We start from the raw sequence: 14,321 nt of genomic DNA, 5'->3' as shown, positions 1-14,321 counted from the left end.
CAGATGCCGGCTTTTACGCGTTTCGTTCACGTCCGGACACGTTGCCGGGCGCGTTTATCCGAGATAGCTCTGCGCGCGCAGAACCGCGTTGTCCCGCAGGTTGTGGTAGTAGAAGGGGTAGTCGCTCGCGTGGAACACGCCCTTGGGGAATAGGGCGGCCATCTCCTCGGGGAAGCTGAACTCGTCGACGTCAACCGTGGTGCACATGACGGTGCCTCGCTCGAGGTTGACCGTCGCGTCGGCGAGGCCCTCCACGTCCTCGTAGCCTCCCGCTTCGTCGTAGAAGCGCGACCCGAGGTTCAGGCCGGCGGCAGCGGGCTCGTCGGTGCGCGTCCACGACAAGGGGTTGATGGCCACCGATCCGGGCAGGGCGACCGGGCTCGCGCCCCCGATTTCCGGCGCCTCCGTGTTGTAGGAGACGATAACCCCTGTGTCGTCCGGCCCCTCGGCGAACTTCAAGTGGGGGTTGTCGTCGAGGTCTTGCTGGGTGACCGAGTAGCCGACGACGTAGGCGGCCACCATCCGCCCGTAGACGTCGGGGTGCTCTTGCATGTACTCGATGAGCAGGCATTTGATCATCTCGGAGCCCTGCGAATGCCCGGCCAGTATGAAGGGGCGCCCATCGTTGAAGTGCTCGAGGTAGTAGTCGAAGGCTGCAACCACGTCGGTGTAGGGCACGCCGTACACGTAGGACTTCTGCTCGTCCTGCGACAGGGGGAGCAGGTACGTCGCGTCGAGCTGGCGGTAGTAGGGTGCGAACACGTTGCCGGCGTCCTCGTAGGCCGAAGCCTGGGAGACGAGGTTGCGGGGCGCCCCCTCGCGCATGCTTCGGTTGTCGATCGCGGCCACGTACGGCTCGCCTTCTTGGCGGGTCCACGCAGTGGGGTAGAGGTAGAAGACGTCCACCGGCTTGTCGGGTTGCGCGGCGACGTGCAGCCAGTTGCCTTCGTCGGCGTAGTCGGAGGGCTCGATGGAGTCGCCCTGCTGCGGCGGCGCGGAGAGGTCGGCGTCGCTTGGCGGTGCCGCGCATCCTGCGGCGACGATCAGCGTGAGGGCGAGCAATGCGATGACGGGCGCGATCTTCTTCATAACGGTCCTCCTCGGGCTCTTATGAAGCTGCTGATGCTTGATTGCAGTATACCTTGAAACGCCGGATGAACGCGCGAGGTTGAACGGTGCCGCAGGGAAACGACCGCTTGCCCTCGCGAAGATGCCGGAAAAATGAACTTTTCGATTCCCGGCAGGTTCAAGTTCAATATCGTGGTGTAATGAGTTCAATTAAGTTGGTGCAGGAATTGAACCTCGGAGGGCTTATGAGCCAACAGGAAACGTTTGCGGAACGCCTCGCCCGGTCGATGGAGGCCAAGGGGTTCAAGCAGGCCGATCTTATCAGGTTGGCGGCCGAACAGGGAATGAGGCTGGGGAAAAGCCAGGTCAGCCAATATGCGAACGGCAAAACGCTTCCTCGTGCCCCGGTGGTGCGCGTCTTGGCGGATATCTTGGAAGTCGAACCTGCCTGGCTGTTGACGGGCGCAGAAATTGAACCCGGCGCGCGCGACGATGTGCCTGTCGCCGAAACCCCCTGCATCGAAGCCGGAACCGAACCCGAAACCACCGAACCGAGGAGCGAGCCCATGCGCGAGATCAAGAAGTCGACGAAGCTGGACAACGTGTTGTACGACGTGCGCGGGCCCGTGGTGGAGGAGGCCGAGCGCATGGAGGAGGCCGGCGCGCGCATCCTGAAGCTCAACATCGGCAACCCGGCGCCGTTCGATTTCCGCGCGCCCGAGGAGATGGTGTTCGACATGAGCCGCCAGCTGGCCGAGTGCGAGGGCTACTCGTCGGCGAAGGGCCTGTTCTCGGCGCGCAAGGCCATCATGCAGTACGCGCAGCTCAAGCACATCGAGGGCGTCGACATCGACGACGTGTACACCGGCAACGGCGTGAGCGAGCTCATCAACCTCAGCATGCTCGCGCTGCTCGACAACGGCGACGAGGTGCTCGTGCCCTCGCCCGACTACCCGCTGTGGACGGCCTGCGTGACGCTGGCCGGCGGCACGCCCGTGCACTACGTGTGCGACGAGCAGGCGGAATGGTACCCCGACATGGACGACATCCGAGCCAAGGTGACGAGCCGCACGAAGGCCCTCGTCATCATCAACCCCAACAACCCCACCGGCTCGCTCTACCCGCGCGAGGTGCTCCAAGAGCTCGTCGACATCGCGCGCGAGCACAACCTCATCATCTTCTCCGACGAGATCTACGACCGCATCGTCATGGACGGCCTCGAGCACGTCTCCATCGCCTCGATGGCGCCCGACGTGTTCTGCGTCACGTTCAGCGGCCTGTCGAAGTCGCACATGGTGGCGGGCTACCGCATCGGCTGGATGGTGCTGTCGGGCGACAAGGCGCGGGCGCGCGACTACATCCTCGGCGTCAACATGCTGTGCAACATGCGCATGTGCTCGAACGTGCCGGCGCAGTCCATCGTGCAGACGGCGCTCGGCGGCCACCAGAGCGTGCAGGGCTACATCGTGCCGGGCGGCCGCGTGTACGAGCAGCGGGAGTACGTGTACAACGCGCTCAACGACATCCCCGGCGTCACCGCGGTCAAGCCCAAGGCGGGCTTCTACATCTTCCCGAAGCTCGACGTGAAGAAGTTCAACATCGTGGACGACGAGAAGTTCGCGCTCGACCTGCTGCACGAGAAGCGCCTGCTCGTGGTGCACGGCGGCGGCTTCAACTGGAAGAAACCCGACCACTTCCGCGTGGTGTACCTGCCGCGCATCGAGGTGCTCGGCGACGCCATGCGCGATCTCGGCGACTTCCTGAGCCGCTACCGCCAGGCGTAGCGCGCGAGAGGCGCCGCAGCGGTGGCGACGGCGGTCGCGGCGTCAGTTCGTGGCATCGGTTCGTGGCGGAAAACGGGAGATTTTCGTCGTGAAGCGGGGCGTATCGCGGACGCCCCCGAATGCGGAATGCGGCGACCTGGGGAAACGTCGGCGCGCGCAAGCGCCCTTGTCCGCGAGGCCTCGTTTTCGGCTCGAAAGCGACGAATATCTCCCAAAACCTGCCACGAATCGGACGATCGGGCCGCGCGCCGGAAGCGGCGCGCGGCCTCAGCGCAGCAGCTCCGCTCGCAGGGCGAACTGCTTGCGCGCGTAGTCTTGGCAGCTCGGCCTGATCCTGGCCCCCAGATGGCCGGCGAGGATGCGCGCGAACCGCTCGTACTCCTGGCGGTTCGCCACCTGCCGCCACGTGGCCGTCATCACGGTCAGCCCGAGGGATTCGAGCGCGTTGCGCCGGGCGGCGTCGGCGGCGATGCGCGTCGGGCCCGTGTGGCAGAGCGTGCTGTCGTACTCGACGGCGACGTTTTGCTCGGGCCACAGCAGGTCGCAGCGGAAACGGGATCGGTCGGCGGCCCACCGGTTGCGCTTGCCGATGGGGATGACGGCGTTCATCCGCGGATGGGCGATGTTGCTGCCGCCGCGCGCGTAGGGCAGCGTCAAGAGCATGGACAAGGTCGATTCCCGGGGCGATGCCGACAGGGCCAGCACGTGGGGGAGCGCGACGCGTGCGGGCCCCGCGCCTCGGACGGCCCCCGCTTGGTCGAGGTAGGCGGCTATGCCGTCCGGGGTGGCGAGCGGGCTCCGGTTTCTCACGCCGAACGGGCGGCTGTCGTCGGGAGCGTAGGTTCCGCAGAGCTCGTAGCCGAGATGCACGGCGCGCGCGAAGCTCAGCGAAGCGGCCAGGTGCGCGAACGCGAGCTCGGGGCAGGCGACGAACAGGGGCTCTTCGGCGCCCTCGAGGGCGATGGCTCGAAACGAGCCGCTCGGGAGGGAGCGTGCTTGATGCACGACCACGTGCGGCGTGCTTTTGCGGCGCCCGTCGAGCGCGAGGACGTGCAAGGGCGCGGAGAACGTTCCGCAGCTCAGAAGCGCGCGCTCGGAGGAGGAAGCGGGCGCCGGCGCGCATGCCGGCGCGTCCCGAAGGGCGCAGGCCGCGCGGGGAGGGCCCGCGTCGCTTGCGGCGGAGCGCCAGAATTCGAGTGCGGATATGTGGGACAGCACGATGCTCATGCCGCGAGCGTACCACGAAATAAGGCCAGTTGAACCCACGATTTTCGCGCGTGGGATCCGCGTAAGAACCGCGCGAGAACCGCATGCGAACCGTGCAAGAACCGCGTGCGATACGCGCAAGAACCGTGCAAGAACCGCGTGTGTTCCGCGCAAGGTTCCGACGCTGGCGGCCGCGTCATCCTCGGGAACCGGCGGGGCGCGGCTACCCCTCGTCCCGCTTGCCGCGCTGCTTGTCGGCGTACATGGCGCGGTCGGCGCGGCGGATGAGGTCGTTGAGGGTGAACGGCGCCTCGCTCCAGGCGCTGCCCACGGCGGCGGTGGCCGCCACCTGGCGCTCGTCGGCCAGCTCGCGCATGCGCGCCGTCCAGCGTTCCACCAGCCCCGCCAGCTCGCCTTCCGCGCCGTCGCAGGCCACCACGAGGAACTCGTCGCCGCCGTAGCGGTAGCCGTGCACGCGCTCGTCGGCGATCGAGGCGATGCCGTCGGCCACGAGGCGCAGCAGCACGTCGCCCTGGTCGTGGCCCTCGCTGTCGTTCACCGTCTTGAGGTGGTTCACGTCGAAGAACAGCACGCCGCACGACGCGAGGTCGCGGTACGCGTCGGTTTTCATGTGCGCCAGCTTCGTGCGGTTGAACAGCCCGGTCAGCTCGTCGTGCTCGGCCATCGCGCGCTCCTCCACGGCCAGCTGGTCGGTCAGGTCGGTGTAGTAGCCGCTCAGCAGCAGGTTGCCGTCGCGGTCGTCGGTCACCCGGTAGAACACCTGCATGGGCACGTAGCTGCCGTCGCCGCGGAACAGGCGCAGGCGCAGCGTGATGGTCTCGCGGGAGGCGATGAGCTTCTCCAGCTCGCGCTTCGCCATATCGTTGTCGTCGGGATGGACCCCGGTGAAGCCGTCCGTGCCGTAGTACGCGAAGCACTCGTCGTGGCTCATGCCGCTCATGCGGCAGAACTCCTCGTTCATGAACAGCGGCACGGTCCTGCCGTCGGGGCTCACCAGCTGCTGCACGAAGCCGCCGGGCATGTCGTTCATGAGGTCGCGCATGACGCGGTTGTCGCGCAGGATCTGCTCCTCGCTGTCGCGGCGCTGCAGGATGGCGGCCACGGAGTCGCCGAGGCCGCCGAGGTGGTCGATGTGCGCGACGTTGCGCCGCGGGTTGTCCACGCCCAAGAACCCGCTCAGCTTCCCTCCGCTGTGCAGCGGCACGAGGACGAGGCTGCGTACGCCGCGCTCCCGGATGCCGAAGTCGGGCACGTCGCCCGTGTCGTCGAGGTACAGGCTCGCGCCGCCCTCCAGCAGGCCCAGCGTGCGCGCCTGCCGCTCGAAGGGGACGCCTTGCAGGCGCTCCTGCTCCGACGTCGCCCCCGGCGCGCAGAACTCGTAGGTGTTGCTCGACAGCCGGCGCCCTTCGTCCAGCTCGAAGACGTAGGCGCGGTCCCCGTCGAAGTACGCCGCCGTCTCGCCGAGCGCCGAGCGGATGGCCTCGTCGGGATCGTCGCCCATCAGCAGGTAGCGGGACACGTCGCTCAGCAGGCGCAGCTGCTCGTTCGTCTCCTGCGCCAGCTGCTCGGCCCGGCGCTGGTCGGCCAAGGCGACGCTGAGCGAGCGCGTCTCCTCGCTGATGGGCGTGTAGGTGGTGTACATGACGGTTTTGCGCGCTTCCTTCGCCACGATGCGCCCCACGAGGTGGAATGCCAGGTAGCTGCCGTCGCCCTTGAGCGTGCGGATGTCGCATTCCGTGTCGCGCCCGTGTTCGACGGCCTCGCCGATGGCGCGCATCATGCGGTCGCGGTCGTCGGGGTGGATCGCCTGGATGGCGTCGCGGGTGCGCAGATCGTCGCCGCTGCGCTGCACGAACTCGGCGTAGCGCTTGTTGATGTGGGACGCGTGGATGGCGCCGTCGGCGTCGATCTCGAAGATGATGGCGCCGCACGGCAGGTTGTCCAGCAGCTCCTTGCGACGCTCCTCCAGCTCGGTCTCGGGGGTCATGTCCACGTAGTAGGCGTTCATGCACTGGGAGCCGTCGGGCTCGTCGGTGACGCGGTAGAACGCCTGGAACGGCAGGTACCCCCGCTCCTTGTGCCGGAAGCGGGCGCGCGCCGAGAACATCGCGGACTCCTCCATGGCCTTCGCGGCCGCCCGCGTGAGCTCGGCGACGTCGTCGGGGTGCACGCCGGCGTACGCGTCCTCGGTGTACAGCTCCATGGCCTCGTCGTGGGTCATGCCCATGATCTGGCAGAACCCGTCGTTGATGAACGCGGGCACGGCGCTGCCGTCGGGCCGCATCCTCATCCGCACGAAGCCGCCCGGCGTGTCGTTCATGAGGCGCTGCATCAGCTCGTTGTCCTGCTCCATGCGCGCGACGTGGTCGCGGCGGATGAGCATCGCCGCGATGCAGTCGCCGAGGGCCGCCAGCTGGCCGATGTGGCGCGCGCTCTGCCGCGGGTCGTCGACGCCCGCGTAGCCGATGAGCGTGCCGTCGCTCCACAGGGGGACGAGCAGCACGCTGCCGATGCCCTGGAGCTTGAGGATGTCGCGCTCCTCCTTGGCCTCGGCCGACGGCGCGCTCACGTCCTCGATGAACACGGCGCGCCCCTGGCGGAACTCGTCCATGATGTAGCTTTGCCGCCAGAAGGGGATGCCCTGCAGGTTCGCCTGCTCCGAGACCACGTCGGGGGCGCACACCTCGTAGGTGTTGGACGACTCGCGCTTGTCGCGGTCGAACTCGAAGATGTACGACCGCTTCCCGTCGAAGTGCTCGCGGATCTTCTCGAGCGCCTGCTGGATGGCTTCGTCCGGGTTCTTGCTGACCAGCAGGAACCGCGATATGTCGTTGAGGAACACGAGCTGCTCGTTGATGTCCTCGGCCCGCCGCTCGGCCTTGAGCTGATCGGCGTGGGCGACGCCCACGGAAAGCTCGTCGTCGCTGATGGGCGTGCACGTGGCGTAGATGAGGCTGGAGCCGTCGTCCTGCGGCTCGGTCTTGCCCACGACGTGCATGGCGAGGTAGCCGCCGTCGCCGTGCAGCACGCGGTAGTCGCACATCATCCGCTCGTCGTCGGCGCCGTCGCGGATGGCTTCCATGATGCGCGCGCGGTCGTCCGGATGCACGGCCTCGAGGGCGTTCTGCGCGTAGATCTGGCTCTCGCTGCGCGCGACCAGGTTCTGGAACTGCTTGTTCACGTGGAGGACGCTGATGCCGCCGTCGCCGATCCGGTAGATGGCCGCGCCGCACGGCAGGTTGTCCAGCAGCTCCTTGCGGCGCTCCTCCAGCTCGGTCGCGGCCGTGGCGTCGGTGTAGTAGCTGTTGATGTGCTTGACGCCCTCGCTGCCGGTGCTTACGCGGAACGAGGCCTGGATGGGTATGTAGCCGCGCGTCTTGTGGCGAAGGCGTATGCGGGTGGACAGCACGTCGTTCTCGTCCGTCATGCGCCCGACCGTCACGCCGAGCTCGGACAGGTCGTCGGGGTGTACGAGCGCGAACGCGGAGGAGGCGAAGGCCTCGGCCACCTCGTCGCGCGTCATGCCCAGCAGCTGGCAGAACCGATCGTTCGTGAAGGTGGGCACGAGCGAGCCGTCCGCCCCGACGGCCGCCCGGCCGAAGCCGCCCGGCGTGTCGTTCATCAGGCGCTCCATGGACTCGTTCAGGTCCTCGAGCTGCTTCAGCGCCCGCTTCTGCTCGGAGATGTTCTCGACGAGGAAGTACACTTCGTTCCTGAAGCGCCCTTGGGCGATGGTGCGGCCGCGGTAGCGCAGGTGCTCCCGGCGCGAGGGATTCGTCTTGACCAACGAGAACGCCAGCTCGCCGGACACTTCCCGGCCGCGCCGCGCCGCTTCGTACACCTCGTCGCGCAAGCGCGCCGCATCCTCGTCGGACAGGCAGGTGAGTGGGTCGATCTTGAGGAGCTCCCCGAGGGTGAGCGGGGTGTTCAGCGTCTCGCGGAACTTCTCGTTGGCGCGGATGATCTCGCAGCCGTCCTCGGTGAACTCCGCGACGCACGCGCCGCCGACGTAGCTGTTGAAGATGAGCGACTCGAGCGATGCGGGGCTCCAAAACGTGCTGCTGTCCAGCACGTCGATCGTCTCGAACGTGTTGGCGTCGCTGGCCTTCTGGCAGGCGTCGAACTTCTCCTCGAACGCCGCGAGGGGCAGGGGACGGTCGTAGAGGTAGCCTTGCACGATCGAGCAGCCGATGGAGCTGAGGAAGTCGGCCTGCTCCCTCGTCTCCACCCCTTCGGCGATGATCTGCACGCCGATCCACTTCGCCATGCGGACGACCGACTCGATGATGTTGCCGCTGCGCCCGGTGCGGTCCTCGCCGGACAGGAACATCATGTCGAGCTTCAGCACGTCGGCGGGCACGTCCTTGAGCACGTTGAAGGAGGAGTAGCCGCTGCCGAAATCGTCGATCTCGATGGTGAACCCGCGCTCCTGCAGCCGCTTCACCATCGAGATGATGAGCGCGGTGTCGAACGAAAACGCCGACTCCGTGATCTCGAGGCGCAGCAGCTCGGTGGGTACGGCGTAGGCTTCCACGAGGCCGGTGATGCGTTCGTAGAAATCGTCCTGCAGCACGTCGATGCGCGAGACGTTCACCGAGACGGGCAGCGGCTCCTTCCCTTCGTCGAGCCAGCGGCGCAGCAGCTTGCACACCTGCTCCCAGACGTACTTGTCCAGCTCGTAGATGAACCCGTTGCGCTCGAACACGGGCACGAACGCGTTCGGCGGGATCATGGCGTCCTGCTCGGGGCTGCGCCAGCGCACGAGGGCCTCGGCGCCTGTCATGGCGCCGGTCTCGTGGTTGTACTGGGGCTGCAGCCACACCTCGAACTGCCCTTCGGCCAGCGCGTAGTCCATGTGGCCGATGATGCGCTGCTCCTCGATGGACCGGCGGCGCATCTCGTCGTCGAAGTAGGCGACCGACACGTTGTAGCGGCCCTTCACCGTGCGCTTCGCGAGCAGCGCGTTGTTCGTCATCTCGCTGATCGAGATGCCCTTGTCGTCGATGAGGTAGCGCCCGATGCTCAGCTGGAGCTTGAGGTGGATGTTCCGTCCCTTGAACACGCCTTCCAGCGACGAGACGAGGTCGGGCAGCAGCGCGGGCGTGTCGGCGGGCAGCAGCAGCTCGAAGTTGTCGGCCGCCACGCGGCAGGCGATGCCGTCGTAGGCGTCGACGAAGTCGGTGACGATGCGGCCGATCTGCTGCAGCACGAAATCGCCGGTCGTGCGCCCGTACTGGGAGTTCACGGCCTTGAAGTTGTCCACGTCGCAACACGCTAGCAGGTAGGTGCCCGCCGGCTGCGCCGCGATGCGCGCCGCGGCCTCGGACTCGAAGGTGTCCTCGCGGTATAGGCCGGTGAGCGGGTCGAAGCGGTGCCGGCGGTTCTCGAGCGCGTTCTTCATGCGGGCGCGTGCGAGCTCCGGCTTCACGGGCATGAGGACGACGTCGTCCGCTCCCGTCTGGAGGGCGTGCACCTGCAGCTCGTCGTCCTCTTCGGCCGCCACCGCGAACAGCGGCAGGCGATGCCCGCCGTTCAGCTGGGCGAGGCAGTCGTCGCATCCGGGCAGGGAGGGGTCGTAGACGATCGCGGCCACCGCGTTGCCGCTCAGGGCGGCGCGCGCCTCGGCGGCGGTGCGCGCGGAGACGATGGGGCGCTCCGGTTCGAAGACGCCTCGCAGCGCCGCGTCCTCGGCCTCGTCGAGGCCGAGAAAGAGCAACGAGCCCTCGGGTTCTTCCCCTGCTGCGTGTGCGCCGGCCATGTACACCTTCTTCTCGCGTGCGTCGAATCGTCGGCGCGTCAACCCTCGATACGTCGTTCGCGCACCAGTATACCAAGGAAACGGGCGCGGTAGCGCGCGTTTGGCGCGAAGGAGTCATCGCGTCGAGGCCTGCTCGAGGCGGCCCGGCGCGCCCTCGGCGAGGGGCCGGGCGTCGAAACGCGAGCGCGCGAAGAGGCTTGCTGCGGACAGGATCACGAACAGCACCGACGCGCCGACGGTGGCCTGCGGGCCGAAAGCCGCCAGCGCCGCGCCGCCCGCGGCGGTTCCCACGGCGATGCCGATGTTGCCGAACGAGATGAACAGCCCGTTGGCGAAGTCCGGCGCGTCGGGCATGGACGTCGAGGTCGCGAACTGCTGGACGTTGTTTCCGAACCCGTACACGAGCCCCCAGAGGACGACGGCCGCGACCGCCAGGGCGGCGGCGCCGGCCCCGAAGAACAGGAGGGCGTAGACGGCGAGCACGACCGCCGGGAAGGCGAGCAGCGTCGCGCGCGCCGCTTTCGAGAGCAGCCGGCCGGCAAGGTAGTTGCCTGCGAGGCTGGCGATGCCGAACCCCAGCAGGAGGGCCGATTGCGCTTCTCCCGCAAGGCCGACCACCTCGCCCAGGTACGCGGCCACGTAGGCGTAGGTTGCGAAGATGGCCGCCTGGATGCAGGCGGTCGCGACGAGCGAGACGACGGCGCGGGGGTTCTTGACCGACGAGACCTGCGCGACGTAGCTCATCTTCTGCGCGACGGGCAGGGGCTTGACGAGCAGGAGGGTGCCCGCGAACGCGACGGCGTTGACGGCTGCGAACACGAGCATGACCGTCTGGACGGACGACGCGTTCGCCAGCAGGCTGGACAGAGGGACGCCTGCCACCATGCCCAGCGAGACGCCCATCATCACCTTCGAAGTAGCCCTGGGCGCCTCTTCCTCGGACGTCGACGAGGCGGCCAGCGCGAAGGCGGCCGAGCAGTACACGGGATGGAGGAACGCCGGCAGGATGCGGGCCGCGAGGGCGACCTCGAAGGTGGGCGCGAAGGCGAACGCGACGTTGCCGAGGGCGAACGCCCCGAGCACGGCGAGCATGACGGTTTTGCGGTTCACCTTGGAAAGGGCCGCGGGCAGCGTGGCCCCCGAGACCGCCACGGCGAGGGCGAACAAGCTGACCAACAGGCCCGCCTCCGTCACGCCGACGCCGAAGCGGGCCGCTATCTGCGGCAGTATCCCGATCACCCCCGTTTCCGTGCAGAGTATGCCGAACGTCCCCATGAACAGGACGGGTATCAGGTGGTTCCCGACGGCTTTCTCAGATCGCATGCGCGTGCTTCCTTTCTGTCGCGGTGCGCACGTGGACTTCGCCGCGGCGCTTTGCTACAATGCGCACCAATATGAACTTGAAGTCATATGCTAGAACTTAAAGTTAACATTAAGTCAAGAGGCGTTCGAGAAAAACCGGGAGGAGCGGGCCGTGCTCTACACCATCGGAGATGCCGCCAAAAAGCTGGGGATGTCGGCGACGACGCTGCGCTACTACGACAAGGAGGGGCTGCTGCCCTACGTGAACCGCAGCGGCGGCGGCATGCGCATGTTCACCGAGGACGACTTCGAGTGGGTGCGCTTCATCGAGTGCCTGAAGAGGTCGGGCCTCACCATCAAGGAGATCAAGCGGTTCGTCGACTGGTACCTCGAGGGCGACGGCACCATCGGGCAGCGGCGCGACCTGTTCCACGCGCGCAAGCGGGCGCTCGAGGAGGAGATGGCCGATCTGCAGCGCACGCTGGACTTCGTCTCGTACAAGTGCTGGTTCTACGACGTCGCGGCGGAGGCGGGCACGACCGATGCGCCCCATGCGATCAAGGACGAGGATCTGCCTCCCGAGATCCGCGACCTCAAGGCGCGCAGCGGCGCCAACAAGTACTGACCCGCCCTCCGCCGCGCGGGTTCGCCTCCCATTTGGGCGCCTGCCCCCTCTCCGCGACGGGAGGGGACGGGAGGGGACGCCCGGGCGGGCGTCCTTTGCTCTTAGAGCTTCCCCTTGACCATGGTCAGCGAGATCTTGCCGCGGTCCTTGTCGACGCCGGACACCCAGACGGTGACGGTGTCGCCCACGGCCACGACCTCGCTCGGGTGGCGCACGAAGCGGTCGGCCAGCTTGGAGATGTGCACGAGGCCGTCCTGTTTCACGCCGACGTCCACGAAGGCGCCGAAGTCCACGACGTTGCGCACGGTGCCGGCCAGCTCCATGCCGACGGCGAGGTCGTCGAAGTCGCGCACGGTGCGGTTGAACACGACGGGCGGCGCGTCGTCGCGGGGGTCGCGGCCCGGCTTCTCCAGCTCGGCGACGATGTCGCGCAGGGTGGGCAGGCCCACTCCCAGCTCGGCGGCCAGCGCGGGAAGGTCGCCGAGGCGGCTCGCGATGTCGGGGACGCCGCCGCGGGCGAGCGCCTCCGGCTTCACCTTCGCGCGCTTGAGCAGCTCGCGCGCCGCCGGGTAGCTCTCGGGGTGGACGCTCGTCGCGTCCAGCGGGTTGGCGCCGCCCGCGATGCGCAGGAAGCCGGCGCAGTTCTGGAAGGCCTTGGCGCCCAGCTTCGGCACCTTCTTGAGCTCGCGGCGGTCGGCGAAGGCGCCATGCTCCTCGCGGTAGGCCACGATGTTCTTCGCCACGGCGGCGCTGATGCCCGACACGTAGCCTAGCAGGCTCGCGCTGGCCGTGTTGAGGTCGACGCCCACGCGGTTGACGACGCTTTCCACGACGCCGGTCAGCGCGCGCTCGAGCGCGGCCTGGTTGAGGTCGTGCTGGTACTGCCCGACGCCGATGGCCTGGGGCGGGATCTTCACGAGCTCGGCCAGCGGGTCCTGCAGGCGGCGGCCCAGGCTCATGGCGCCGCGCGTGGTGACGTCGAGGTCGGGGTACTCCTCGCTCGCCAGCTGGGAGGCCGAGTAGACCGAGGCGCCGGCCTCGTTCACGATGGTGTACTGCACGGGCTCCTCGATGCGCGCGAGGAGGTCGGCCACGACGTCCTCCGTCTCGCGGCTGCCCGTGCCGTTGCCGATGGCGATCACGTTGACGCGGTGCTTGCGGATGAGGGCGTGGAGCGCGGCCTGCGTCTCCTTGACCTGGGAGCGCGGCGGGGTGGGGTAGACGGTGGAGAAGTCGAGCAGCTTGCCGTACTCGTCGAGCACGGCCACCTTGCAGCCCGTGCGGTAGCCCGGGTCGAGCGCGATGACGCGCGCGCCGCGGACGGGGCGCTGCTGCAGGAGGCTCTCGGTGTTCTTAGCGAACACGCGGATGGCCTGCGTCTCGGCGCGCTCGGTGAGCTCGGCGCGCATCTCGCGGTCGATCGACAGGGCGATCAGGCGCTTGTAGCCGTCGGCGACGGCTTCCCGAAGGACGCCGGCGCAGGGGCTCTGCGGGCGCTTGACCACGCGTCGTTCCAGCTGGGAGACGGCGCCGTCCGCGTCGGCGCGCACCTTCACCCGCAGCTTCTTCTCCTTCTCGCCGCGGTTGATGGCGAGGATGCGGTGGTTGGGCACCTTGAGCAGGGGCTCGGAGAAGTCGTAGTACGCCTCGTACACGCTCTTCTCGCCCGCGTCGACGGCCTCCGCCGCGAGCGCGCCGCAGCTTTTGGTGTAGGCGCGCAGGGCCGCGACGTGCTCGGCGTCGTCCGCGATGGTCTCGGCCACGATGTCGCGGGCGCCCTGCAGCGCCTCTTCGGGTGTCGGGTAGCCGGCGGCCGGGTTCACGAGCCTCGCGGCGGCGCGCAGCGGATCCTCCCCGTGCGGCTGCTGCGCGAGGATGAGCAGGGCGAGCGGCTCGAGCCCCGCCTCGCGCGCCTTCGACGCCCGGGTGGCGCGCTTCTTCTTGTACGGCTTGTACAGGTCCTCCACGCGCTGCATGACCGCGGCGTCCTCGATCTTCGCGCGCAGGTCGGCCGTGAGCTTGCCCTGCTCCTCGATGGCGTGCAGCACCTCGGCCTTGCGCGCCTCGAGGTTGCGCAGGTAGGAGAGCCGCTCGTCGAAGGCGCGCAGCGTGGCGTCGTCCATGCCGTCGGTGGCCTCCTTGCGGTAGCGGGCGATGAAGGGGATGGTGTTGCCCTCGTCGACGAGCGCGATGACGGCGGCCACCTGCGCCGCGGTCAGGCCGAGCTCGCCGGCGATGGTGCTTTGGATGGATGGCATGGGTTGCTCCTGGACTTGGGTTCCGAATCGGGTAGCCATTATAGGCAACGGACGGCGGGCAGCGGACGCGCGACCGCGCCCGCTGCGGCGAAAAGCTCCCGTTCTGCACAAAAATCACCGAGGTGAAGCGATTTCGCGGTTTTCATGGCGCCGCGCTTGGCGACCGCTCCTCTCACACGCCCGTTTGCCCAGGTCGCGAGAAATTCGAGGTTGCCTTGCGTGCGCGTCGAGCTTCACGGCGGTGATTTTTGTGCAGAACGGGCCGCCGAAGCGGATGCGGCCGTTGACTTCGCTTGGAC

The 14,321-nt window shown here is 67.9% G+C and carries 7 protein-coding genes; 2 read left to right on the top strand and 5 right to left on the bottom strand.

The annotated features are described in order from the left end of the window. Positions 1 to 54: 54 nt before the first annotated feature. Entirely contained in the window at positions 55 to 1,089 is a 1,035-nt protein-coding gene (locus GS424_RS09255) for a DUF3089 domain-containing protein (RefSeq protein WP_160942469.1), read from the bottom strand. Between the two features lie 545 nt (positions 1,090 to 1,634). Between GS424_RS09255 and GS424_RS09250 the strand changes: the two genes are divergently transcribed. Then, positions 1,635 to 2,852 carry an aminotransferase class I/II-fold pyridoxal phosphate-dependent enzyme gene (locus GS424_RS09250; RefSeq protein ID WP_193666515.1) on the top strand — a complete coding sequence of 406 codons (1,218 nt, stop codon included), beginning with the start codon at positions 1,635 to 1,637 and terminating at the stop codon, positions 2,850 to 2,852. Between the two features lie 267 nt (positions 2,853 to 3,119). On the opposite strand, the gene GS424_RS09245 is transcribed toward GS424_RS09250, so the two are convergent. From GS424_RS09245 to GS424_RS09220, 3 genes are all read right to left on the bottom strand, one after another. Then, positions 3,120 to 3,863, bottom strand: a complete 744-nt coding sequence (locus GS424_RS09245; protein WP_244977507.1) for a hypothetical protein — start codon at positions 3,861 to 3,863, stop codon at positions 3,120 to 3,122. A 418-nt stretch (positions 3,864 to 4,281) separates the two neighbouring features. Beyond that, positions 4,282 to 9,837: an EAL domain-containing protein gene (locus tag GS424_RS17870; protein WP_218958847.1), complete on the bottom strand. Its 5,556-nt coding sequence runs from the start codon at positions 9,835 to 9,837 to the stop codon at positions 4,282 to 4,284. Positions 9,838 to 9,951: 114 nt separating this feature from the next. Beyond that, the gene (locus tag GS424_RS09220; protein ID WP_160942471.1) at positions 9,952 to 11,160 is read right to left on the bottom strand and encodes an MFS transporter; all 1,209 of its coding nucleotides are present in this window, start codon (positions 11,158 to 11,160) and stop codon (positions 9,952 to 9,954) included. Positions 11,161 to 11,311: 151 nt separating this feature from the next. Between GS424_RS09220 and GS424_RS09215 the strand changes: the two genes are divergently transcribed. Next, positions 11,312 to 11,764, top strand: coding sequence for a MerR family transcriptional regulator (locus tag GS424_RS09215; RefSeq protein ID WP_160942472.1), 453 nt, complete (start codon positions 11,312 to 11,314; stop codon positions 11,762 to 11,764). A gap of 101 nt (positions 11,765 to 11,865) precedes the next feature. On the opposite strand, the gene GS424_RS09210 is transcribed toward GS424_RS09215, so the two are convergent. Then, the gene (locus GS424_RS09210; protein WP_160942473.1) at positions 11,866 to 14,022 is read right to left on the bottom strand and encodes a Tex family protein; all 2,157 of its coding nucleotides are present in this window, start codon (positions 14,020 to 14,022) and stop codon (positions 11,866 to 11,868) included. Positions 14,023 to 14,321: the final 299 nt, after the last annotated feature.

It is taken from the genome of Eggerthella guodeyinii, assembly GCF_009834925.2.
In the GTDB taxonomy this organism is placed as follows: Bacteria; Actinomycetota; Coriobacteriia; order Coriobacteriales; family Eggerthellaceae; genus Eggerthella; species Eggerthella guodeyinii.
This window is presented reverse-complemented; position numbering and strand designations above follow the sequence as displayed.

Bases quoted from the DNA above. Each gene is read 5' to 3' on its own strand.
- GS424_RS09255 (WP_160942469.1), bottom strand. From the start codon at position 1,089: ATGAAGAAGATCGCGCCCGTCATCGCATTGCTCGCCCTCACGCTGATC.
- GS424_RS09250 (WP_193666515.1), top strand. From the start codon at position 1,635: ATGCGCGAGATCAAGAAGTCGACGAAGCTGGACAACGTGTTGTACGAC.
- GS424_RS17870 (WP_218958847.1), bottom strand. From the start codon at position 9,837: ATGGCCGGCGCACACGCAGCAGGGGAAGAACCCGAGGGCTCGTTGCTC.
- GS424_RS09220 (WP_160942471.1), bottom strand. From the start codon at position 11,160: ATGCGATCTGAGAAAGCCGTCGGGAACCACCTGATACCCGTCCTGTTC.
- GS424_RS09210 (WP_160942473.1), bottom strand. From the start codon at position 14,022: ATGCCATCCATCCAAAGCACCATCGCCGGCGAGCTCGGCCTGACCGCG.